At 54.3% G+C, this 22,255-nt stretch carries 17 protein-coding genes and 1 tRNA gene; 6 read left to right on the forward strand and 12 right to left on the reverse strand.

Features of this window, described 5'->3' with window-relative positions; all coding sequences use genetic code 11:
* The first annotated feature begins 19 nt into the window (after positions 1 to 19).
* The 4 genes from K1X80_RS19130 to brxL all read left to right on the forward strand — a co-directional run bounded on the left by K1X80_RS19130 (position 20) and on the right by brxL (position 9,094).
* Positions 20 to 2,785, forward strand: coding sequence for an NERD domain-containing protein (locus K1X80_RS19130; RefSeq protein ID WP_198712542.1), 2,766 nt, complete (start codon positions 20 to 22; stop codon positions 2,783 to 2,785).
* A complete protein-coding gene (locus K1X80_RS19135) occupies positions 2,782 to 4,227 on the forward strand; it encodes a M48 family metallopeptidase (RefSeq protein WP_198712543.1) in 1,446 nt (481 codons plus the stop codon). The genes K1X80_RS19130 and K1X80_RS19135 overlap by 4 nt, the downstream gene beginning before the upstream one ends.
* A gap of 188 nt (positions 4,228 to 4,415) precedes the next feature.
* Complete coding sequence (gene pglZ / locus K1X80_RS19140) at positions 4,416 to 7,040, forward strand: BREX-1 system phosphatase PglZ type A (RefSeq protein WP_198712544.1); 2,625 nt, start codon at positions 4,416 to 4,418, stop codon at positions 7,038 to 7,040.
* 14 nt (positions 7,041 to 7,054) lie between these two features.
* Positions 7,055 to 9,094 carry a protease Lon-related BREX system protein BrxL gene (gene brxL / locus K1X80_RS19145; RefSeq protein WP_126588216.1) on the forward strand — a complete coding sequence of 680 codons (2,040 nt, stop codon included), beginning with the start codon at positions 7,055 to 7,057 and terminating at the stop codon, positions 9,092 to 9,094.
* A gap of 420 nt (positions 9,095 to 9,514) precedes the next feature.
* On the opposite strand, the gene K1X80_RS19150 is transcribed toward brxL, so the two are convergent.
* From K1X80_RS19150 to thrS, 12 genes are all read right to left on the reverse strand, one after another.
* Positions 9,515 to 11,320: a hypothetical protein gene (locus K1X80_RS19150; protein WP_198712545.1), complete on the reverse strand. Its 1,806-nt coding sequence runs from the start codon at positions 11,318 to 11,320 to the stop codon at positions 9,515 to 9,517.
* On the reverse strand, positions 11,317 to 11,799 hold the full coding sequence (locus K1X80_RS19155; RefSeq protein WP_126588213.1) for an ABC-three component system middle component 2: 483 nt from the start codon (positions 11,797 to 11,799) through the stop codon (positions 11,317 to 11,319). Before K1X80_RS19155 ends, K1X80_RS19150 begins: the two co-directional genes overlap by 4 nt.
* The gene (locus K1X80_RS19160) at positions 11,792 to 12,829 is read right to left on the reverse strand and encodes an ABC-three component system protein (protein ID WP_126588211.1); all 1,038 of its coding nucleotides are present in this window, start codon (positions 12,827 to 12,829) and stop codon (positions 11,792 to 11,794) included. The genes K1X80_RS19155 and K1X80_RS19160 overlap by 8 nt, the downstream gene beginning before the upstream one ends.
* 801 nt (positions 12,830 to 13,630) lie before the next feature.
* Positions 13,631 to 13,707 (reverse strand) — tRNA-Pro (locus K1X80_RS19165).
* 90 nt (positions 13,708 to 13,797) lie between these two features.
* Complete coding sequence (locus K1X80_RS19170; protein ID WP_057960163.1) at positions 13,798 to 14,154, reverse strand: MerR family transcriptional regulator; 357 nt, start codon at positions 14,152 to 14,154, stop codon at positions 13,798 to 13,800.
* Positions 14,135 to 14,437: an integration host factor subunit alpha gene (gene ihfA, locus K1X80_RS19175; RefSeq protein ID WP_002553164.1), complete on the reverse strand. Its 303-nt coding sequence runs from the start codon at positions 14,435 to 14,437 to the stop codon at positions 14,135 to 14,137. The genes K1X80_RS19170 and ihfA overlap by 20 nt, the downstream gene beginning before the upstream one ends.
* Positions 14,438 to 14,440: 3 nt before the next feature.
* A complete protein-coding gene (gene pheT / locus K1X80_RS19180) occupies positions 14,441 to 16,819 on the reverse strand; it encodes a phenylalanine--tRNA ligase subunit beta (RefSeq protein WP_220172420.1) in 2,379 nt (792 codons plus the stop codon).
* 26 nt (positions 16,820 to 16,845) lie between these two features.
* Positions 16,846 to 17,862, reverse strand: a complete 1,017-nt coding sequence (pheS, locus tag K1X80_RS19185; RefSeq protein WP_057438636.1) for a phenylalanine--tRNA ligase subunit alpha — start codon at positions 17,860 to 17,862, stop codon at positions 16,846 to 16,848.
* 108 nt (positions 17,863 to 17,970) lie between these two features.
* Complete coding sequence (gene rplT / locus K1X80_RS19190) at positions 17,971 to 18,327, reverse strand: 50S ribosomal protein L20 (RefSeq protein ID WP_003174975.1); 357 nt, start codon at positions 18,325 to 18,327, stop codon at positions 17,971 to 17,973.
* A 29-nt stretch (positions 18,328 to 18,356) separates the two neighbouring features.
* Positions 18,357 to 18,551, reverse strand: coding sequence for a 50S ribosomal protein L35 (gene rpmI / locus K1X80_RS19195; protein ID WP_002553160.1), 195 nt, complete (start codon positions 18,549 to 18,551; stop codon positions 18,357 to 18,359).
* Between the two features lie 60 nt (positions 18,552 to 18,611).
* Positions 18,612 to 19,163 (reverse strand): translation initiation factor IF-3, encoded by a 552-nt coding sequence (gene infC, locus K1X80_RS19200; RefSeq protein WP_169960276.1) that lies wholly within the window; start codon positions 19,161 to 19,163, stop codon positions 18,612 to 18,614.
* Positions 19,163 to 21,085 carry a threonine--tRNA ligase gene (thrS, locus tag K1X80_RS19205; RefSeq protein ID WP_057960165.1) on the reverse strand — a complete coding sequence of 641 codons (1,923 nt, stop codon included), beginning with the start codon at positions 21,083 to 21,085 and terminating at the stop codon, positions 19,163 to 19,165. Before thrS ends, infC begins: the two co-directional genes overlap by 1 nt.
* Positions 21,086 to 21,434: 349 nt before the next feature.
* Here thrS and K1X80_RS19210 point away from each other — a divergent pair, with 349 nt between their 5' ends.
* The gene (locus K1X80_RS19210; protein WP_029294244.1) at positions 21,435 to 21,746 is read left to right on the forward strand and encodes a hypothetical protein; all 312 of its coding nucleotides are present in this window, start codon (positions 21,435 to 21,437) and stop codon (positions 21,744 to 21,746) included.
* Between the two features lie 289 nt (positions 21,747 to 22,035).
* The gene (locus K1X80_RS19215; RefSeq protein WP_007905882.1) at positions 22,036 to 22,248 is read left to right on the forward strand and encodes a cold-shock protein; all 213 of its coding nucleotides are present in this window, start codon (positions 22,036 to 22,038) and stop codon (positions 22,246 to 22,248) included.
* Positions 22,249 to 22,255: the final 7 nt, after the last annotated feature.

Genomic DNA, 22,255 nt, shown 5'->3' on the forward strand with positions numbered 1-22,255 from the left:
CCCGCATGGAGCATTACCGATGACACTGAAAGCATTCCGCGGCAGACCCTTTGAGCATACGCACGAGAATCGAGCGTTCAATGAGCTGTTTGATTTGCTCGACGTACACTGTTCAGACTCTGGACAGGACTGGTACCTGCTGGGAAATTTTTATGTGGGCAGCCGTGAACTGGATGCCATGGTGATCAAGCCGAACGCGGTGATCATCCTCGACTTTAAGGAGTTTCGCGGAAAATTAGAGTTTTCTGAAGACGGCCCTTGGCTGATTGAAGACGAGGAAGCGGGCAGCAACGTCCAAGTAAAGGGCGGCGCCAGCGTCAATCCGCTGCGCCAGTTGCGTATCAATAAAGGGGCCATGCTTGATTTTTTGAGCCGGAACTTTACCGACCTTAACGCGACCTGCAACTGGCGGCATGCCGCTGCTCTGGTAGCCTTTCAGGGGCCGATTGAATTCGATCACCGCCAGTTACCCGGCTTGATAAAGCCATGGTTCCATATCAGCGATATGGGACGGATCGTTCGCGATCTGGACGCCATTGTCAGCCGGGAGATCTTTCTCTCGCGCGAAAACATGGAGCGCCTCACGGCTCAACTGGGGATTGATCCTTTTGTTCCGGCAGGCGCTCCCAAACTCAATCGATTGAGCGGCCGGGAGACCTCAGCGCGCGATGGACACAGATTGACTCAGCAGCAGAGTCAGGCATTGGGCGAGTTCTCGACCTGGCTGAAATCTGGCAGCGGCGTATTTCGACTCGCCGGCATGGCATCAACCGGCAAGCGCTTCTTGTTCCCCCACCTTGTGGATGCATTGGAAGAGGCCGGTGTCGAATTGCTCCTATTGACCCCAAGTGCACGGATTTCCTCGACCTATCAACACCCTTTAGCTCAGCCCGTTTCTATCTATACTTGGCTGTACAGCCAGCAGCCCAATCGTTTTGAGACTAAAGACGGTCGCAAAGTAGGGATTCACGAGATAAGAGAGGATCACCTTTTACAGGGCAAAATCCCTGTATTGGTGGATGCCCATCTGCTGAGTGACGAAGAGTTTGATGTGGGGGACCGGCGTTATGGTTCCGGTCGACTGATTCATGACTTTCTCTCGGTTATTGCAAAGCATAAAACACCTTTTGTGGTTATCGGCGATCCCTATCAGATGCCTAGAGGATCACTGCAGCGTTCCCTGATCAGCGGCAACATGCTGGAACAGTTAGGGCTCAGCGTTGTCAGCTACCTGTTGACCGAACAGATTCTAGATGTCGGAGATGACGCGCTAAGCAAACTGCAGGCGCATCTCGTGAATAGCTTAGACAAAGGCCGCTTCAATAAGCTGCCACGCCTGTCAGGCAAGCGTCTTGATATTCTTGAAAACGTCAATTCAAGGGGCTGGGTGCCGGACATATCCAATGTCCGCGCTGAATCCATCCTGGTTTGTGGCACTCATGAACAAGCCGCCAAGGTCAATGGCGCGGTGAAAACAAAGATTCTGGGGCATCTCAGTCCGACCAAATTAGCGGCGGGTGACCGGATTGACTTTCACAACCGCACACCGATCCTCGCGTCCGAGCCAGATGCAATCAATCAAAGTACGATTCGCTGGGTCAACTCCGGCGATATTGGTCTTGTCGGCCTTGTTGAGGAGCGTCTTGAAACTCATTTTGTTGAACTTCGTGGGCGCAAAGAGCCAATACGCCTTCACTTCCAGCGAGCCAGTTGCCGGCTGCCAGGCTTGGGAGAAGTGGAGTTCCGCTACTTGGTAGATTACTTTGAAGCTGATCGGCCTGACATCACCGGAGACCAGTACCTGGCGCTCCAAGTGCTCGCTGGACAGCTTGCCAAGCCAGAGCTTGAAGTGCACAAGCAGCGACTACCGGACAAGACTGATCCCCGCTATAAGCAGGCAAGGGCCGAATATGACAGGCTTGAATACCAGGTTCTTCAGGCGCATGGGTATCTGTCTGCAGCGCTTATCCGTCCAGCTCATGCATTGACTCTACATCGTGCTCAGGGGCGTCGCTGGCCTAGTGTCTGGGTAAATGCATCACGCAGCGCTTCGAGTGAAAAACCCAACAACGCCGACTATTTCCGATGGCTGTATACCGCCTCCGTCGGTGCTGACGAGACCTTCACTGTCCGACAGATGCCCTTGCTCAGTCCCCTGAGCAATGCAGCTGTGAGCCGCGCCCATAACATCAGAATTGGTACTTTCCCGCTCAAGCACAGTCTGTTTTATGACGCATTTCGTCACCCCACAGAACAGGAAGCCTCGATGGCTATGCCGTCGGGTTTCAGCGACATGGCATTGCGCCCGCTTTTTCTTGAGCTAAGCGAACGGCTTGCCGATTCAGACTGGAGCCTTAGCGACTGGCGTGAGCATAGCTATCAGGTGGTCATCACGTTCTCTTACCAAACAGCCGCTACAAACATTCGAGTCAGACTGCATTACGACAAAAACTTTGCCGTCACCAACGTGGTTTTTATCGACGGCAATGATATTGAACAGAAAACCATTAGAAAGCTGCTGATGAAGCCTTTCAAGCCACAGAGCGAAACCTTGGCTGAAGCTGTCGAGACACTTCAGGAGCTATTGGCTGCGTATAACTTCGTGATAATCGAGGGGACGGAGGCCAGTTACCGGGTGCAGTTGACGCTTGCAGTTGATAACGAAGGAATTGAAATCCAGGTTGATGCTAACAAGGAAGGAATGGTCAGCTCCATACGGGTCTTGAAAGCGTCCACAGAAGGTATCGTACAACAACTGGAGAAAGCTCTGGCGGTGCAGTCATGAGCATTTTTGATGATATTCGGGATCACAAATCGCGTGAGGATCTGGAAGGCGCCTGGCAGGTAGGCTCCAAGGCATTGGAGAAAGACTCTGCTAACACGTTCCTAAAGACTTCGCTGTTTTGGGTCATTTATTCAGAGCTGAAAAAGCTGCTGGAGCCTATCAAAACACGCGATAACAAAACGCCGTATCCCAATGAGCAGCGGATGATTGATCTTTGGGCATCTCGCATTCAACTCCTTCAGCTAGAGCTCCCAAGTGAAAATATTGATTTCCGCCTGTGGAATCTTTTCCGTGAAATCGGAAAGTTTTGCGATCCGATCTGTCTCTTCATTTTGCAACGCGGCCGTGCACTGTTTAGTCCAGACGATCACAAACCATTCAGCACAGAAAAAGGAGAGTCACCCAGCGTTGTACTGCGACTGGCACGCATGGTGGCCGTCAATTACCTGCACAAAGGCTTAGAGAGTCCCCTTCCGGCAGGTCGAGTCGTCGCACTTATAAACTACGCACTGGATAAGACTCAGGACTCATCGAAAAGCAAGATTTGGCTTGAATACGATAAAGCCAGGATTTTTGTAACTGCCGGCGACATCGTGAGGGCACGAGACGCCTATCTGTCTGTGCTCAGAAACAAGCGCGGCGAATCCTGGGCATGGTTTGGCTTGGCCAAGACCTATGAAAACGAACCGGAAAAAGCTATTTGCCTAGTCTCTTTCGGCTTAACCTGCGCTCACGACCCCAAGTTCAGCATCCCCGGACTGGTGCGACTGGCGGAGTTACTTGCCCAGACAGGCGTGCATGATTACGCCTCAAAGGCACTGGTAAAACTGACAAAAATCTACAGCAATAATGGCTGGGCGCTTAAAGGCAGCATCGTTGAGCTTACGTCATCTGCATGGTTTGACGCATCGCTGGATACCAGTGATCTTGATGCTCATGTAGAGGAGCTCGCAATAGGTGCCAATCAGTACGCCATGGCCAAACCAACCTACTTGTCAGGTGTACTTTTTTCAGTACACGAGTCAGGTAAAGGCGCCACGATTTATATCCACAGAGATCTTAAATTTTCTGCGCGAAAGGCTGTATTTGAAAATCGAAAAATCCCTAAGCCTGGAACTCTTGTGAAGATCTTTTGCGACATGGGCTCTGAGAGTCATGATGTCGTTTCGGTTGAGAATATACAGGTGATTGAAACTCAGGATATCCGTTTATTCAAAGGAAGCTTGAAAGTAAGCGAAAAAGGATTTGGGTTTGTAAATGGCGACATTTTTGTCCCGCCAGGTCTTGTTGAAGGCGTACAGCGGGACGCCGAGGTTGCCGGCGCAGCCGTTATGTCTTTTGACAAAACCAAGAGCAAATACGGGTGGAAAGCTATTACCCTGTTTAAAGAAGTTGGCTCACCAAACTCAGGTGAACTCGGACCATTGCAAGGCCAGCCATGAATTACAACTATGGTGACAACCCTGGCTTTTCGAGAAATAAATCTCCGGATGTTTTCAAGGACGACATCTACGCCGAAAAAACGTACATATTGATGAGTTTCGGGCCGTCAGGGATGCATTGTTGTCTTACGATGACATGTCCCTCGCTGACCTCTCGTTTCCTGTTTCAGGCTTAGGCGAATAAGTGCATGAACACCCAACAACTGACCCAAGGCCTGAATCAGGCATTCTTCAAAGAAAATCACCGCATCGTTTTCTGGTACGACCCTGAGCAGGGCTTCACGGATGAACTCGGCCAGCTCGATCTGCCCGGCGTTCAGGTGCTGAACATGCACGGGCATTCCACCTTCGGTACCAAGCTCAAGCTGGAGCTTGAGGACACTGAAAGTAAGTACCTACTCTATTTCCCTTGCGCCGAACCAGACGCGAATGATGACTGGCTGCTGGACATCAAGCTGTACTCGCGCAGTTTCTACGCTGACAAAGTGTCACTGATATTCAATGACCTGGGCTTACACCAGCAGGTGCTTCGTGAACATCTAACCAAACGTGAGCGCTTCCTTGGCAGCAAGGTTCGTCTAGCTAGCGTGAAGCGTTTGATCCAACCAACTGACACTGAGCATGAGCTGGATCTGGCGATGATTGCCGTTGTGCTGGGTGCAAGTGGCAGTGACGTCATGACGCTGCTTTGCACTTTGGCCGATGGTGCCGTACGTGACGATCTGGGTCTTGAGCAGAATCCAGCGGTCATCGATGAACTGTACAAGCTCGACCTGATGCCTGCGTTGCTGCAGGCCCTGCGTGACGAGGTAGGCTATCCAGCCTCCATCGAAGAAATCAGTGGCGATAAACCCTTCAGCTTTGGGAATTTCCTAATTCGACTGCTAGCAACCGGGTTCTGCGAAAGCATCGGCGATATACCCAGCTGGGCATCCGCGATTGCTATTCCCTCAGCCAGCGCACGCGCTACTTCACGTGCACTGCTTTCCCGCTGGCGTGACAGCTCACGGTTTTACCAAGCCTACGATGAGATTTCCGGCTGGGTCGGTGAGGCCCTGCATATCACCCAGAAGATTGGTGAAATCTCGTTGGAGAGCTTGGCCAATGTTGCAACCTTCGAAGCCGTCGAGCGGCAGATCATTGTCGATCTGACCAAGGCTATTCCGGAGGCAGATCCGCGCGACCTCGGTCTGTTTGCGAAGATCATTTCCGAGCGACTGGATAACTATTGGGCGACTCGCCATAAGGACGATGAGACACGCCGCAAGTACCGGCTGCTATACACGGCGCTGTCGGCTGCAATCGACCTGTTTACGCTGCGCCACCAGCACGCTGCAGGCTTCCACTTCACCAGTTCAGAGGCACTATACAAAGCCTATGAGAGCGAGCTGTATCGCTTTGACACGGCTTATCGCCATTATTTCGCCGCCTCTCAACGCGCCCACGTCGAGCTGCTGAAGAAGCTCGATGAGGCCGTCGAGCAGTGCTATGCGTATTGGTATCTCGATCAGCTCGGACGCTCCTGGGGCGACCGCGTTGAGGCCGAACAGCGCTTGGAGCACTGGAAAATACCTGGCATTCCTAACCAGCATAATTTCTATGAGCGTTGGGTAGCGCCCATGTTGGAGGGGCATCGTAGCAAGCGTGTTGTAGTAATCATCAGCGATGCCTTCCGCTATGAAGCCGCCGTCGAGCTGTGCCAGCGCATCAATGAAAAGCGTTACAGCAAAGCCAGCCTGAATAGCCAATTGGGCGTATTGCCGAGTTACACCACGTTGGGCATGGCGTCCCTGCTGCCACATCAGACGCTGGAATATCGCGAGGGCAGTGATGGTGTTTTTGTAGACGGACTCAATACGGGCAACACCATCGCTCGCGACAAGGTTCTTGCCCAGCATGGCGGCATGGCCGTGACCGCACTTCAAGTCAAAGAGTGGTCCCGTGACGCTGGGCGTGAAGCGCTGAAGGATCAGCAACTGGTATACGTCTATCACAATGTGATCGATGACCGCAGTGACAAGGGCGGTGGCTCCGAGGTGGATACCTTCCATCACGTCGAGTTCGCCATTGAGGAGCTGACTGAGCTGACCCGCAAGATCCTCATGCACTTTAACACCAGCACGGTGTTGATCACGGCCGATCATGGGTTCCTCTTCCAGCAGAGCAAGCTTGAGGCGGCGGATCGCACCTCACTCGCAGAGATGCCGGATAGTGCGATCAAGAGTAAGAAGCGCTATGTCATTGGCCATACTCTGCCTGCTGCCAAGGATGTCTGGCAGGGATCGACCAAGCAGACCGCGGGCACAACATCAGACACTCAGTTTTGGATACCCAAAGGCGCGAATCGTTTCCACTTTGTCGGAGGTGCACGCTTCGTCCATGGCGGGGCCATGCCTCAGGAAATCGTTGTGCCTGTGCTGATGGTCAACCAGTTGCGCGGTGAGAAAGCGGAGAAACGCACCAAACGTAAAGTCGGCGTGATCTCACCGAAATCAGCCCTGAAGATGGTCACCAATATCCAGCGCTTTGACCTGATTCAGACCGAGTCAGTCAACGAACAGGTGCTTCCAGTAACGGTTGCTGTTGCGATCTACGAAGGGGAGCAGTCAGTCTCCAGCGAGGAGGTTGTAACGTTTGATTGCGCGACGGACTCCATGACCGAGCGCCTTAAGCAGGTACGCCTGTCACTATCAGGCAGTGACTTCGACCGGCAGAAAGATTACTTCCTGGTGATCCGCGATAAAGATCTGAACATCGAGCTTGAGCGCTACCGTGTGACGATTGACCTGGCCTTCACTGACGACTTTTTTTGAGAGTACGAGACTAGATGGAAACCCAAGTGGATAAAGATCTCGATCAATTGCTCAACGAGCACTTCACCGGTCGCGTGGTGCGCAAGGACCTGACCAAGCTGATCAAGGAAGGCGCTAACGTACCGGTTTATGTGCTTGAGTACTTGCTGGGTATGTACTGCGCGTCCGATGACTCAGAGGTGATCGAGCACGGACTGAAGAATGTGAAGACAATTTTAGCCGAAAACTACGTTCGCCCGGATGAGGCTGAGAAGGTCAAGTCTCTAGTTCGCGAGCGCGGTACGTACAAGGTGATCGACCGAGTCACCGTGCGTCTGAATGAGAAAAAAGATCGCTACGAAGCCTCGTTCAGCAACCTCGGCATCAAGGACGCGGAGATCTCTGCCGGCATCGTCAAGGAATACGAGAAGCTCCTTGTTGGCGGTATCTGGGTGATCGCAACGCTGAGCTATTACCACGAGGAAGGCCAATCTGGATCACCGTTTGGCGTCACGCTGCTCAAGCCGATCCAGATGCCGAATATGAACATGCAGGAGTTGTTCACCGGGCGCGCCGCCCTGAACACATCGCAATGGCGCGAGGCCTTGATCCGCTCCATCGGCATGGAGCCCTCGACCCTGGATGAGTCAGTACAGTGGCATTTGCTGGCCCGCATGGTTCCCTTCGTGGAGAACAACTACAACGTTTGCGAGCTCGGCCCCCGCGGTACCGGCAAGAGCCACATCTACAAGGAATGCTCACCGAATAGCATGCTTGTTTCTGGCGGCCAAACCACCGTCGCTAACCTGTTCTACAACATGAGCAGTCGCCGTATCGGTCTGGTCGGTCTTTGGGATGTAGTGGCATTCGATGAGGTGGCAGGCATCAACTTCAAGGACAGGGACGGCGTGCAAATCATGAAGGACTTCATGGCCTCCGGCTCCTTCGGTCGTGGCCGTGAGCAGATGGAAGCCTCCGCTTCCATGGTCTTCGTCGGAAACATCAATCAGAGCGTCGAGTCGCTGGTGAAAACTAGTCACCTGTTGGCCCCCTTCCCTGAGCAGATGATCGACGCCGCCTTTTTCGACCGATTTCACGCTTACATTCCTGGCTGGGAAATCCCAAAAATGCGCCCGGAATTTTTCACCAATAGATACGGACTGATCGTCGATTACCTGGCTGAGTTTTTCCGCGAAATGCGCAAGCGCAGCTTTGCGGACGCCATAGACAAACACTTCAAATTGGGTAACAACCTTAATCAACGTGATGTGATCGCAGTACGCAAAACTGTATCCGGTCTGCTCAAGCTGCTCTACCCGCACGATGTGTTCACCAAAGAAGACGTGCGCCAGTGCCTCGAATACGCACTTCAGGTCCGCCGCCGCGTGAAAGAACAACTAAAGAAGATCGGTGGAATGGAGTTCTACGATGTTCACTTTAGCTACATCGACAACGAAACCCTCGAAGAGCACTTCGTCACCGTGAAAGAGCAAGGCGGTGGTGGTCTGATCCCTGAAGGGCCAGGAAAGCCCGGTTTTATCCACACTATAGGCTTGAGCGGCAAAGGCATGCCTGGGCTATATAGGATTGAACTGCAGGTGACCAAGGGTACTGGCAAGCTGGCTACCTCAGGTCTATGGAATTCCAGCTCTGCCAAAGAACAGGTGAAAATTGCCTTTGACTACTTCAAGGCCAACGCCTCGCGCATCAGCGCTTCGGCTAAGGTGCTGGAGCACGACTTCCATTTACATGTCGTTGAACTGCAAAACACCGGCCCTCTTACTCATATGGCCCTACCCAGCTTAGTAGCTTTTGCTTCAGGCCTAATGGGCAGGCCTGCGCAAGGTCAAATGGTCGTGCTCGGTGATATGAGCTTGGGCGGCAGCATCACGCCAGTTGAAAGTATCGCCGAGTGCCTGCAAGTGGCTTTCGACGCGGGAGGAAAGCGCGTTGCGCTTCCTATGAGCAGTGCCAAGGACATCCCCAGCATCCCAGCCGAACTGTTTACCAAGTTTCAGACCAGCTTTTATGGCGAACCAGTAGAGGCTGTATTTAAGGCGATGGGGGTTGATTGAAACAAGGCCATCTATTAGCCCGCTTACAATTTTGAGGTGGGCTGCTTGTGCATTACTCGAAGGCCATCTGCAATGCGGAATCAGAATCGATGCTGGTTCCGCCGTGACTTGCTGGTGCTGCACAGAAAGATGCTCCACCACGTCGACGCAACCAAACTCACTGAGTCGGGTGGTGTCGACGTGGTCGTCCAATCCCTAGCTTCTACACACCGTTAATTTGCTTTACCTATTTAGCAGCGTGGCCGAAACATGTACTCGTCGTAGACAAAATCGATGATGTTTTCGACTTTAACCCGGCTGATCGCCGGGTCACACGACTTGAGCATTATATTGCGCTAAGAGGTAACACTGCAGACGGAATGATCAGTCCAAGTTACGTACTACCCTTAGCAAAGTACCGTTATAGGGATTGGCACGATGCTAAATCGGGAAAAAGCCACGACGACCCTCTGCTTCACCTACGCCAACAAACTCTGTATGGGCGAGACGCATCTGCAACTGACCGTCTGGCTCCTCATTTTCTAGCACAATGATCTGACCAGACTCCTGGCGATCCGCGAGCCAAGTATAGAATTTGTCCTTAACGGTCGGATCAAGAGCCTCTTCCGGATTGTTGCTGCCGTGCTTTGGATCTTTGTAAGTAACCACTGGGGAGTCGATGACGATCAATCCAAGGTGAGGATTTCCCTGGTGAAGTGCACGTTCCATTAATGCAACAGCCAACGCGGTCAGGAAGATCCCGCGCTTACCCTTTCCGAACGACACGCGCTGTCGGTTGTTGATGTGGATATCAGCGTCGTCTTCGTCAAAATGGACCGACTCCACCATTGGTACACCCCATGCCGTCAGCAGCTCCGAGATTCGGCGACAGAGCTCAGTGGCGCTAGTAGAGAAGTCGCGTGAGATCGATTGTTTTTGTCGCTTCGTCTTTGCCTTCATACCAACAAGACGCGCATTGAGCGTATCAATCCTCTCGAAGTTCCTGGCTGCCATGGCCATCTCAGTTCGTCGTGCGGTAAGCGTACCTAAATAGTCAGCTTCTATATTTGGCGAAGCCGGGCGAAGAAGCCTAGCTTGCTCGCTCAGGTTGGCAGCCGTTTCACGCTGAAAGCTCGTTTCCCGACAGCGTGAACTCACGATGTCTTCATCGATATCTGATAGTGCGATCGCAAGCCCCTGCCTCAGAGCATTGATCTTTGATACCTCAGCCCGAGCCGCCTCCCGTAGCATGTCGCCCTGTTCTAGTTGGGCATAGTTACGCTTATGATTCAGATCCGTCCGACACAGTGGGCAGGGCTGGGATTCGAACGTTTCGACAATCTCCGAGGCCGTGATCAACGAACTGAGTCGATGTACGTCGTTTTGATATTTCTCGTCCAGAAGCACAAACCGGTCTTTCGCTTCTAATACCTCGGCAAGCTCTGCCTGCACATCCCTAAGGCCGTCTTCGAGACTTTCGTGCGCTGTCTTTAGCTCCGTTAACTCCTGAGCGTTAGTCCTAAGGAATGTCCCGACTTCTCGAAGCTCATGCTCGATCTTTGTAAGTCCTTCTGCGCAGTCCTCTTTGGACCATGTGCTCGGAATATCGGCATGTAGCGCTTTCAACTCGTCTTCGATCGCCTGCACATGACCTTTAGCGATATTACGTTGATCAGTTTTAACTGTGAGAGTCGCTCCCGAATCATCCACTCCAATCAAAGCCAGCATAATCACTGACTGAAAGCGCATCTTGAGAAGCTTGTCTTTCCCTTTCAACGGGACCTTATCTAAGGTACGAATTTCGTCAAAAAGACTCAAAAAGCGCAGGTCGTTTGCAGTCACGTTACCGAGAGTTCCGGCTTTAACGAGAATCCTGTTCCCTGACGCCTTACCCCATTCAATTAGATATGGGCCGATTTCTTCTGCGACAGGGGATTGAGACGATAGCGGTGGCAAAGAATGGAAGCCCGAGTAAACGACTTGACGCTCCTCCAAGAGATCCCGAAAGAAAGTGTACTCAGATCCATCCGGTCCGAGGACTTGTAGAGCAGCGCGAGTATAGCCCTCTGAAAAGCCAACATTTCGCGGATGTTCGTCGCTACCTAAGCAGTAGGCTATGCATTCCTCAATATAAGACTTGCCCGTATCAGTCGGACCAAATACAAGGTGCGACTCCCCGCCGGGTTTCAGTTCGGCATTGGGTTTATCGGGGCCGGTGAGCACCAGTCCATGGATTGCGATTCTCATACTGCCCTCGGCAAGCCTTCCTTCCCAATGAAATGTGTTCGCCAAAGTCTTCCCTTAGCTCCAAAAATTTCTTCTAGCTGAAAATCGGTGTACCCCCCAAAGTGTTCCGAAACCCAGTTACATCGATCACGTAAATCCTTGTTGTACTGACCTCCTAGGAGGTCAACGAGGGCCGGTCCACTCTCACCAATGCCATACTTGATCCCCTCTTGTGTAGCCATAGCGTCGACAAATGCTCTGAATGCCATGAGATACAGACCCTGCTCAATTATTTCTCGCCGACTAATGTATTCGGCACCACGCAGCGGAACCGGTGTGTGCAGACTTGGCGGTCCATTCAAGTCGCCGGTGTAGATGACTGCATAATCCAGATACATCAGGGTCTGTAAATCAGCCTTCCGTGGATGCAGCGCGTTCAGCAGAAAGACCATTCGCAGTCCTAGCTCGAACGGGGTATTGAAGACTTCTGAGCTACTCATCGGTGTCTGTCCAGCTCAGGCGATCTTGGTTGGCAAGATGATGACAGGCACCTTGGAGGTCACCGGCCTGCAACCGAGCATGCAAGGGGTTGTTAACAACTTGAAGTGCATTGGCGATGGCCAATGTCTCCGTTAACCTAATCATGCCGCTATCGTGAGGCGTTGCCACTATACCGCCAATACCAATCTCGACTTCAGTGAGGAGCCCATCAAAGGCACCGGATAGCTTATCTCTACTGAAACGGTTCAACCCCTCAGCGCTGTAGAACAGCCGACGTTGTGCCACGAAATGTCTCTTCAAATTCCGAGGGATCTCGGGCACCCCAGCAACGCAGTTTCCACACTGCTCCTCATACACCAGCAGTAGCGCATCAACATACCGCTGTTCAATGGGGTCTGGTTCCTCGGGAATTTGCGGGTTCGCTCCACGCACGTCAAGCACGCCGAAGTGCTCCCAGTGCTGCGTCTGATTTCTCGAATGAATCTCCAGCAGTTCTTCGGGAGTACGGCGGCCAATAATTTCGAAGGGAAATGTCTGCACAAATAACTTTAGCGCCGGATCTAGACTCCGCTTGAACGTACCGAATTCGCCTTTTTTTTCCTCCCATTGCGCCAGTATCCAGGTGCGCATGCTTTCTGGATTCAGGAGGTAATCGAGCAAAGTCGCCCCAATTCGTAGCGCACAAAGATAATAGCGCCTTGGACAGGTATAGCTTCCGTCCTGCACGCAGGAAAGAAACTTGGCCAACTCACCTACGATTTGGCTCGGGGAGAGAGTGCTGCTGTAATACTTAGCTTGGTATAGGTCCCAAGTATCCGAAGCAGGTGGATGTACCGTGTACCCGCATATATCTCGCCCCTTGTCATTTGCGCCTCCTAGCTTCAGAACCTGCGCGTATTGGCCCTCCTTCTCGAGCTGGCGTGCGCAGCGCTCTATAAACGACTCCCACTGCACGTCATCCATCAGTAGCAAGCGCTGCTGTGGAGTTGGTTCTACCGGACCTGGATGATAAGCACTACTCGAAGACACGGCCCCCCTCCTGGGTAAGCTCCATTGCGAATTACACCGCGATCACAAGATTGATTGAACCATATACAGAGGCTATCCGGGCGTCCATAGATGCTTGCTTAACACACAACTCGACTTGGCTCGTTCAGATCGGGATAAGGCAGTGTCGCTTCAGGAACGGGCGTCCTTGGTCATAGTAGCGTCTACGAGCAAGCATGCACTCACGATGGATGGGCGCAGCCACATCAAATCTACTCAATGTGACGAGCTTCGAGAAAACCTTACTTTGCCATTCGCTTCGAGCTTCGCCTGACTACCCAGTTCGGGCCTGCCTCCGAACACCAGAAAAATCGACCTCCCACAATGCTCATCACGCGACGACCTCCGCCCAAGCAATTCAAACGTGATGGGTTCGCGCTTGCGCCGCCTCCTGAGACCATCTGGCTGGCGCCACCCACCTTCACTGTTCCGACAGGTACGGGAACTCTGCCAGCTGCAGGACGAAAACACCCACCGTAAGCAGTTGGTGATCGAACTCACCCGGATTTGCCATATCCTTCTGGTGGTGATCAGAAAAAATCTGAAGACAGCTCGCCGTGTCGATGTCAGCCAGTGCTCGCCGAGAGAAAGTTCGCGAAAAGGAAAAGATCGCAGCCAATACAGTCAGAACTGATCAGCCTTGACAGGTTTCAACGCGACGAAGCCCCGAATGGCACTTTACGAGCTTTTTGCTAACGGTGACCCAACGGTGACCAAAATGATCAAAGCCCAGAAACAACAAAGCCCGGTCGTTTCCGAACCGGGCTAAGTCATTGAAAAATATGGTCGGGACGGAGTGATTCGAACACTCGACCCCTAGCACCCCATGCTAGTGCGCTACCGGACTGCGCTACGCCCCGACTAGGCGTGAAACTGGGTTCGCTTCGTAAAGAAGCGATCAGGAATATACCGCAAGCATTTGAAATGTGGAAGTATTTTAAAGGCTTGTTTCACTTTTTCAAAACCACCAGTACATCTTCCAGTTCGGAGATCATCTGGCGGATCAATTGCTTGTATTGGGTGGTGTCTTCTTTGGCTTCATCACCGGACATACGCTGGCGTGCGCCGCTGATGGTGAACCCCTGGTCGTACAGTAACGCGCGGATCTGTCGGATCATCAGCACATCCTGGCGCTGATAATACCGACGGTTCCCGGTGCGTTTGACGGGGTTGAGTTGAGGAAACTCCTGCTCCCAATAGCGCAGCACGTGCGGTTTTACCGCACATAGCTCGCTGACTTCACCAATGGTGAAGTAGCGTTTGCCTGGGATGACGGGTAGCTCGTCGTTATGACTTGGTTCCAGCATAAGCCTCAACTCGGGCCTTCAACTTCTGCCCTGGACGAAAGGTGACCACACGGCGAGCCGTGATCGGGATTTCTTCTCCCGTTTTTGGATTGCGGCCAGGCCGCTGGCGTTTGTCCCGCAGGTCAAAATTGCCGAAACCGGACAATTTGACCTGTTCGTTGTCTTCCAGAGCGTGCCTGATTTCTTCAAAAAACAGCTCGACCAATTCCTTGGCCTCGCGCTTGTTCAGACCCAACTCTTCGTACAGACGTTCCGCCATCTCAGCTTTCGTCAAAGCCCCCATACGTCACTTCCTTAACGTGGCGTTCAACCTTTGTTCGAGCGAGGTGAGGATATTTTGCGTCGTGGTATTCACCTCATCGTCATTAAGAGTGCGCGATGGATGCTGCCAGGTCAAGCCAACTGCAAGGCTTTTTCTATGCGGATCAATGCCTTTACCCTGATAGACGTCAAATAGCCTGAGGTCCGTCAGCCATTCGCCTGCATTTTCTCGGATTACTTCCAGCACGGCACTGGCCGCCACATCACGATCCGCCACCAGGGCGAGGTCACGACGCACTTCCGGGAAACGCGACAGTTCGCTGAATTTAGGCATCTTGCCCGCAGCGACTTCAGCCAACACCAACTCGAAGACGAACACCGGACGGTCAAGACCGAGGGTTTTCGACAGTTCAGGGTGGATAGCGCCAACGAAACCGACCAGGCGGCCTTCACGCTCGATGCGCGCAGTCTGGCCTGGATGCAATGCCGGGTGGCTGCCCGGAACAAATGCGAAGGCATCCAGCGCGCCGACAAAGCCCAGCACCGCTTCCACGTCAGCCTTGACGTCGAAGAAGTCCACCGGATCGCGACCCTGGGCCCAACCCTCAGGCAGACGGCTGCCGCAGACCACACCGGCCAGCATCGGCTCCTGCTTCAGGCCGTCCAATTGGCCGACAAAGCGCAGGCCGCTTTCGAACATGCGCACGCGATCCTGCTGACGGTTCAGGTTATGGGAAAGTGCTTTCACCAGGCCTGGCCACAGGGACGAGCGCATAGCCGCCATGTCGTTGGAGATCGGATTGGCCAGCAACAGCGGCTCGACACCCGGGCTGAACAGTTCGAACTGCTTGGGATCAATGAAGCTGTAGGTCACCGCTTCCTGATAGCCGCGAGCGACCAGCAGACGACGCAGCTCCGGCAGGTGCGCACGGGCTTCGGTCTTGGGCTGCGGGGCCAGGCGCGCTTGCGGGTAACGAACCGGCAGGCGGTTGTAGCCGTACAGGCGGGCCAGTTCTTCGATCAGGTCGACTTCAAGGCTGATATCGAAGCGATGGCTCGGCACTTCTACGCGCCACTGCCCTGCCCCATCAGCGCTAATGTCCAGGCCGAGGCCGGTCAGCAGACTGACGATTTGCGCTTCTTCGATCACCAGGCCGAGCATCTGCTCGACGCGCTGGGCGCGCAGCGTTACCGGTGCAATCGACGGCAAGTACTGCTCGTTGACAGTCTCGGTAATCGGGCCAGCTTCACCGCCGGTGATTTCCAGTAGCAGGCCGGTGGCACGCTCCATGGCTTCACGGGCCAGTTGCCAGTCCACGCCACGCTCGTAGCGGTGCGAGGCATCGGTGTGCAGGCCGTAGGAACGGGCCTTGCCTGCCACAGCGATCTGGTCGAAGAACGCGCTTTCAAGGAACACGTCACGGGTCGTCGCCGACACGCCACTGTGCTCACCCCCCATCACACCGGCAATGGCCAGGGCGCGGGAGTGGTCAGCAATCACCAAGGTATCGCTACGCAGGGTGACTTCCTGGCCATCGAGCAAGACCAGCTTTTCGCCTTCCTCGGCCATGCGCACGCGAATCCCGCCGTTGATCTCGGCCAGATCGAAGGCGTGCAGCGGTTGACCCAGCTCCAGCATCACGTAGTTGGTGATGTCGACGGCGGCATCGATGCTGCGCACGTCGGCGCGACGCAGGCGCTCAACCATCCACAGCGGGGTCGGCCGGGACAGGTCGACATTGCGAATGACACGGCCCAGGTAGCGCGGGCACGCGCTTGGCGCCAGCACTTCGATGGAACGCACTTCGTCGTGGACTGCCGGGACCGCGGTCACTACTGGACGTGTGACAGGCACGCCGTACAGCGCACCGACTTCACGGGCCAGACCGGCCAGGGACAGGCAGTCGCCACGGTTCGGAGTCAGGTCGACTTCGATGCTGGCGTCTTCCAGGTCGAGGTAGGCACGGATGTCCTGGCCCACGGGCGCATCAGCCGGCAGCTCCATCAAGCCATCATTGCCTTCGCCCACCTGCAACTCCGCCTGAGAGCACAGCATGCCGTTGGACTCGACGCCACGCAGCTTGGCTTTCTTGATCTTGAAGTCACCGGGCAGTTCGGCACCGATCATCGCGAACGGGATTTTCAGGCCCGGGCGCACATTTGGCGCACCGCACACAACCTGGAAGGTTTCCGCGCCGTTGCTGACCTGGCACACACGCAACTTGTCGGCGTCCGGGTGCTGCTCGGTGCTGAGCACCTCGCCCACCACTACACCGCTGAAAACACCGGCGGCCGGCGTAACGCTATCGACCTCAAGACCGGCCATCGACAGACGAGCAACCAGCTCATCGCGATTTACCTGCGGGCTTACCCAGCCACGCAGCCATTGTTCACTGAATTTCATCCTGCTCTCCTAAAGGTTCGTTACGACTAGCGAAATTGCGCGAGGAACCGCAAGTCGTTGTCGAAGAACAGGCGCAAGTCGTTCACGCCGTAACGCAGCATGGCCAGACGCTCGACGCCCATGCCGAAGGCAAAGCCCGAGAACTCTTCCGGGTCGATCCCGGACATGCGCAGCACGTTGGGGTGAACCATCCCGCACCCCATGACTTCCAGCCAGCCGGTCTGTTTGCAGACACGGCAGCCTTTACCGCTGCACATCACGCACTCCATATCGACTTCGGCGGATGGCTCGGTGAACGGGAAGTAGGACGGACGGAAACGTACCGCCAGCTCTTTTTCGAAGAACACCCGCAGGAATTCTTCGATGGTGCCTTTGAGGTCGGCGAAATTGATGTCGCGATCAACCAGCAGGCCTTCGACCTGGTGGAACATCGGCGAGTGGGTGATATCGGAGTCGCTACGGTACACACGGCCTGGGCAGACGATGCGGATCGGCGGCTGCTGCGATTCCATGGTGCGGACCTGTACCGGCGAGGTATGGGTGCGCAACAGCATGTTCGCATTGAAATAGAAGGTGTCGTGCATCGACCGGGCCGGGTGATGGCCTGGGATGTTGAGCGCCTCGAAGTTGTGATAGTCGTCTTCGACCTCAGGGCCTTCGGCAATGCCGTAGCCGATGTGGGTAAAGAACTGCTCGATACGTTCCAGAGTCCGGGTCACCGGATGCAGACCGCCAGAGGTCTGGCCGCGGCCAGGCAGGGTCACGTCAATGGACTCGGCGGCGAGCTTGGCCGCAAGATCGGCCTCCTCGAACAACGCCTTGCGCGCATTGAGAACCTCTGTGACACGCTCCTTGGCAACGTTGATCAGCGCACCGACTTGCGGGCGCTCTTCGGCCGGCAGATTGCCCAGGGTCTTCATCACCTGAGTCAACTCACCTTTCTTGCCAAGGTATTGAACCCGGATTTGCTCCAGGGCATTGATATCTTCAGCGCTTTGCACAGCCTCAAGAGCTTGAGCGACCAGCGCGTCCAGGTTTTCCATGTACAGACTCCAGATACAAAATAGGGGAAGAGCTTGAAGGCTCTTCCCCTATTTATGACGTTTACCACCTTGGACTACGGAGTAGCCCAGGGTGACTGTCGGGGGTACTTAAGCCAAGGTGGCTTTAGCTTTCTCGACAATCGCAGCAAACACCGCTTTTTCGTTCACGGCCAGTTCAGCCAGAACCTTACGGTCGATTTCGATGGACGCTTTTTTCAGGCCAGCGATGAAACGGCTGTAGGACAGACCGTTAACACGAGCACCAGCATTGATACGAGCGATCCACAGAGCGCGGAACTGACGTTTTTTCTGACGACGGTCACGGTAGGCGTATTGGCCTGCCTTGATTACCGCTTGCTTGGCAACACGGAATACGCGTGAACGCGCGCCGTAGTAGCCTTTAGCGAGTTTCAGAATTTTTTTGTGACGCTTACGGGCAATGACGCCACGCTTTACACGAGCCATGAGTTACTTCCTCTATTCTTGATCCAAAATTAACGAAGGCGCAGCATGCGCTCGACTTTTGCCACGTCAGACGGATGCAGCAAGCTGCTACCGCGCAGTTGACGCTTACGCTTGGTCGACATTTTGGTCAGGATGTGGCTCTTGAAAGCGTGCTTGTGCTTGATACCGTTAGCAGTTTTCAGAAACCGCTTAGCAGCACCACTTTTAGTCTTCATCTTTGGCATGTTCGGATACTCCGCATTCAGTTGATAAACATAATCAGAAGGCCTGCCGTGCCCTATTGATTACTTCTTCTTTTTCGGGGCGATGACCATGATCAGCTGGCGTCCTTCCATCTTAGGATGCTGTTCGACGGAACCGTACTCCAGCAGGTCAGCTTCAACCCGCTTGAGGAGTTCCATACCCAGCTCCTGGTGGGCCATCTCACGGCCGCGGAATCGCAAGGATACCTTGGCCCTGTCCCCATCACTCAGGAAACGTACCAGGTTGCGCAGTTTTACCTGATAATCCCCTTCCTCCGTCCCTGGACGAAACTTGATTTCTTTAACCTGGATCTGCTTCTGGTTTTTCTTGGCTGCGGCAATCTGCTTCTTCTTTTCGAAGATCGACTTGCCGTAATCCATCAGCTTGCAGACAGGAGGTACAGCATCGGCGGAAATTTCCACCAAATCGAGCTTGGCTTCTTCAGCCTTAAGAAGCGCGTCTTCAATTGACACAATCCCAAGCTGCTCACCCTCAGCCCCAATTAACCGAACCTCGCGTGCCGAGATATTCTCGTTGATCGGGGCTTTCGGTGCAGCTCGTTTATCTTGTCTCATTTCACGCTTAATAGTAATTACTCCGAATCTGGGCGACCACGCCGGGAAACCGCTTGCGCGAGGAACTCAGCGAACTGGGCGACGGGCATCGAGCCCAGGTCAGCACCTTCACGAGTACGCACAGCGACAGTCTGCATCTCGACTTCCCGATCTCCGATAACCAAAAGATAGGGAACCTTGAGCAAAGTATGCTCGCGGATTTTAAAGCCGATCTTTTCATTTCTCAAGTCGGACTTGGCACGAAATCCGCTTTCGTTGAGTGTTTTTTCAACTTCAGCAGCAAAATCGGCCTGTTTATCAGTGATATTCATGATCACTGCCTGAGTCGGAGCCAGCCACGCAGGGAACGCGCCCTCGTAGTGCTCGATCAGGATCCCGACGAACCGTTCGAATGAGCCGAGGATCGCCCGGTGCAGCATAACCGGGTGTTTACGGCTGTTGTCTTCGGAGACGTATTCGGCTCCCAGACGGATCGGCAGGTTAAAATCGAGCTGCAAGGTACCACATTGCCAGACACGGCCAAGGCAATCTTTCAGCGAGAACTCGATTTTAGGACCGTAGAAGGCGCCCTCACCCGGCTGCAGATCGTACGCAAGGCCCGCACTATCTAGCGCAGCGGCCAGTGCAGCTTCGGCGCGATCCCACAACTCGTCGGAACCGACGCGTTTTTCCGGACGAGTGGACAGCTTCATTTCGACGTCGGTAAAGCCGAAATCGCGATAAACGTCCATGGTCAGCTTGATGAACGCGGCGGATTCGGCCTGCATCTGCTCTTCGGTGCAGAAGATGTGGGCGTCGTCCTGAGTGAAACCGCGCACACGCATGATGCCGTGCAGTGCACCCGATGGCTCGTTACGGTGGCACGCACCGAACTCGGCCAGGCGCATCGGCAGCTCGCGGTAGCTCTTCAAGCCCTGATTGAACACTTGCACGTGGCAAGGGCAGTTCATCGGCTTGATGGCGTAGTCGCGGCTTTCCGACTCGGTGGTGAACATATTGTCGGCGTAGTTGGCCCAGTGCCCGGATTTCTCCCACAGGCTACGGTCAACCACTTGCGGCGTCTTGATCTCCAGATAGCCGTTTTCACGCTGCACCTTGCGCATGTACTGCTCAAGCACCTGGTACAGGGTCCAGCCGTTCGGGTGCCAGAACACCATGCCCGGCGCTTCTTCCTGGAGGTGGAACAGGTTCAGGCGCTTACCGATTTTACGGTGATCGCGCTTCTCGGCTTCTTCGATGCGCTGGATGTAGGCCGCCAGCTGCTTCTTGTCAGCCCAGGCGGTGCCATAGACCCGCTGCAGTTGCTCGTTTTTCGCATCGCCGCGCCAGTAGGCACCGGACAGCTTGGTCAGCTTGAACGATTTGAGGAAGCGCGTATTCGGCACGTGCGGGCCACGGCACATGTCGACATATTCTTCGTGGTAATACAGGCCCATGGCCTGTTCGTCCGGCATGTCTTCCACCAGACGTAGCTTGTAGTCCTCACCACGGGCAGTGAACACGTCGATCACTTCGGCGCGTGGCGTGACTTTCTTGATGACGTCGTAATCTTTCTCGATCAGCGCGTGCATGCGCGCTTCGATGGCGGCCATATCGTCCGGCGTAAAAGGACGCTCGTAGGCGATATCGTAATAGAAGCCTTCGTCGATGACCGGGCCGATCACCATCTTCGCGGTGGGGTACAGCTGTTTGACCGCATGGCCAATCAGGTGCGCGCAAGAGTGGCGAATGATCTCCAGCCCCTCTTGATCCTTGGGCGTGATGATTTGCAGGCTGACGTCGCTGGTGATCAGGTCGCTGGCGTCAACCAGCTTGCCGTCGACCTTGCCGGCCACGGTGGCCTTGGCCAGGCCTGCACCAATGGATGCGGCGACCTCGGCTACGGAAACCGGATGATCGAATGAACGTTGACTGCCGTCGGGAAGAGTAATAGTTGGCATGGCGCCTCCTCTCCTAGTGGTGACCCCTACCAAAGGTCACGTGGGTTGGGATGAGCCAGTACAAGATCCAACACCAGGCCGTTCATTGCTGAACGCCTGCCTTACAGCGGCAGGAGCCTTTCGGCCAACCGATAATCGAACCAGAGTGACTGGAGTTAAACAAAAAAACCCGGCACGAAAAAAGCCAGGTCGCTGATGCTAGCACAGATGAACGGTCATAGCGCCGCCCCACCGCCGCGCAAAGGCAAACTCCAGGCTTTTACAGGCAAAAGTGAACTTGGGCTGTACGTCAGGCCTCAAACACACTGAAAATCGCCGTCCGTCATCTCGACTCAAGGAGCATCTAACCATGCGCAGCACCTCGATCTTCGCCCTTGCCGCTTCCCTGGCCCTGTTCTCCATTGGCGCTCAAGCCGCCGCCCCGTCCAACTGGCCTGCAGGCGCCCGGGATAGCTTTGTCCAGGACTGCAGCGCCGCCGCCAGCCAGAACGTTGATGCCAAAACCGCCAAAGCCCATTGCGAATGTGGCGCGGATAAAATCAACGCTGAATTGAGCACTGCGGAAATCAAGGAACTGATGACCAACCAGAACGCCAGCGCGGAGCTGAAAAACAAAGCCGTCGCAGCTATTTCGTCCTGCAAGGTCGTGAAGAAAAAGTAAGCGTGGCGAGAAATCAGACCGAAAAAACGGCCTGAAAACCCACTGAAAACTGCTATTTCTCACAATTTACATTGCTTTTACGGCTTTTTTTACTAGCTGATATTTCTCGCTAAAGCCCCGTAAACCGGGGCTTACAGCCATCCAGGGCACTGAAGAAAACGCGTTTGATTGGCAAACAGTGCCTTGGGGGGGCTCCCAAGCCGGACATTTCGACTATGATAGCCCAGTGTGCCCAGTTGGCCTGAGCAGCACAGTACTACTGAAAATATATGTTTCTTGGAGATACACCATGTCTAATCGCCAAACCGGCACCGTTAAATGGTTCAACGATGAAAAAGGCTTCGGCTTCATCACTCCTCAAGGTGGCGGTGACGACCTGTTCGTACACTTCAAAGCTATCGAAAGCGACGGTTTCAAAAGCCTGAAAGAAGGCCAAACCGTTTCCTTCGTGGCTGAGAAAGGCCAAAAGGGTATGCAAGCTGCACAGGTTCGCGCAGAGTAATCTCTAC

It is taken from the genome of Pseudomonas sp. So3.2b (assembly GCF_019464415.1).
GTDB classification, from domain to species: domain Bacteria; phylum Pseudomonadota; class Gammaproteobacteria; order Pseudomonadales; family Pseudomonadaceae; genus Aquipseudomonas; species Aquipseudomonas shahriarae.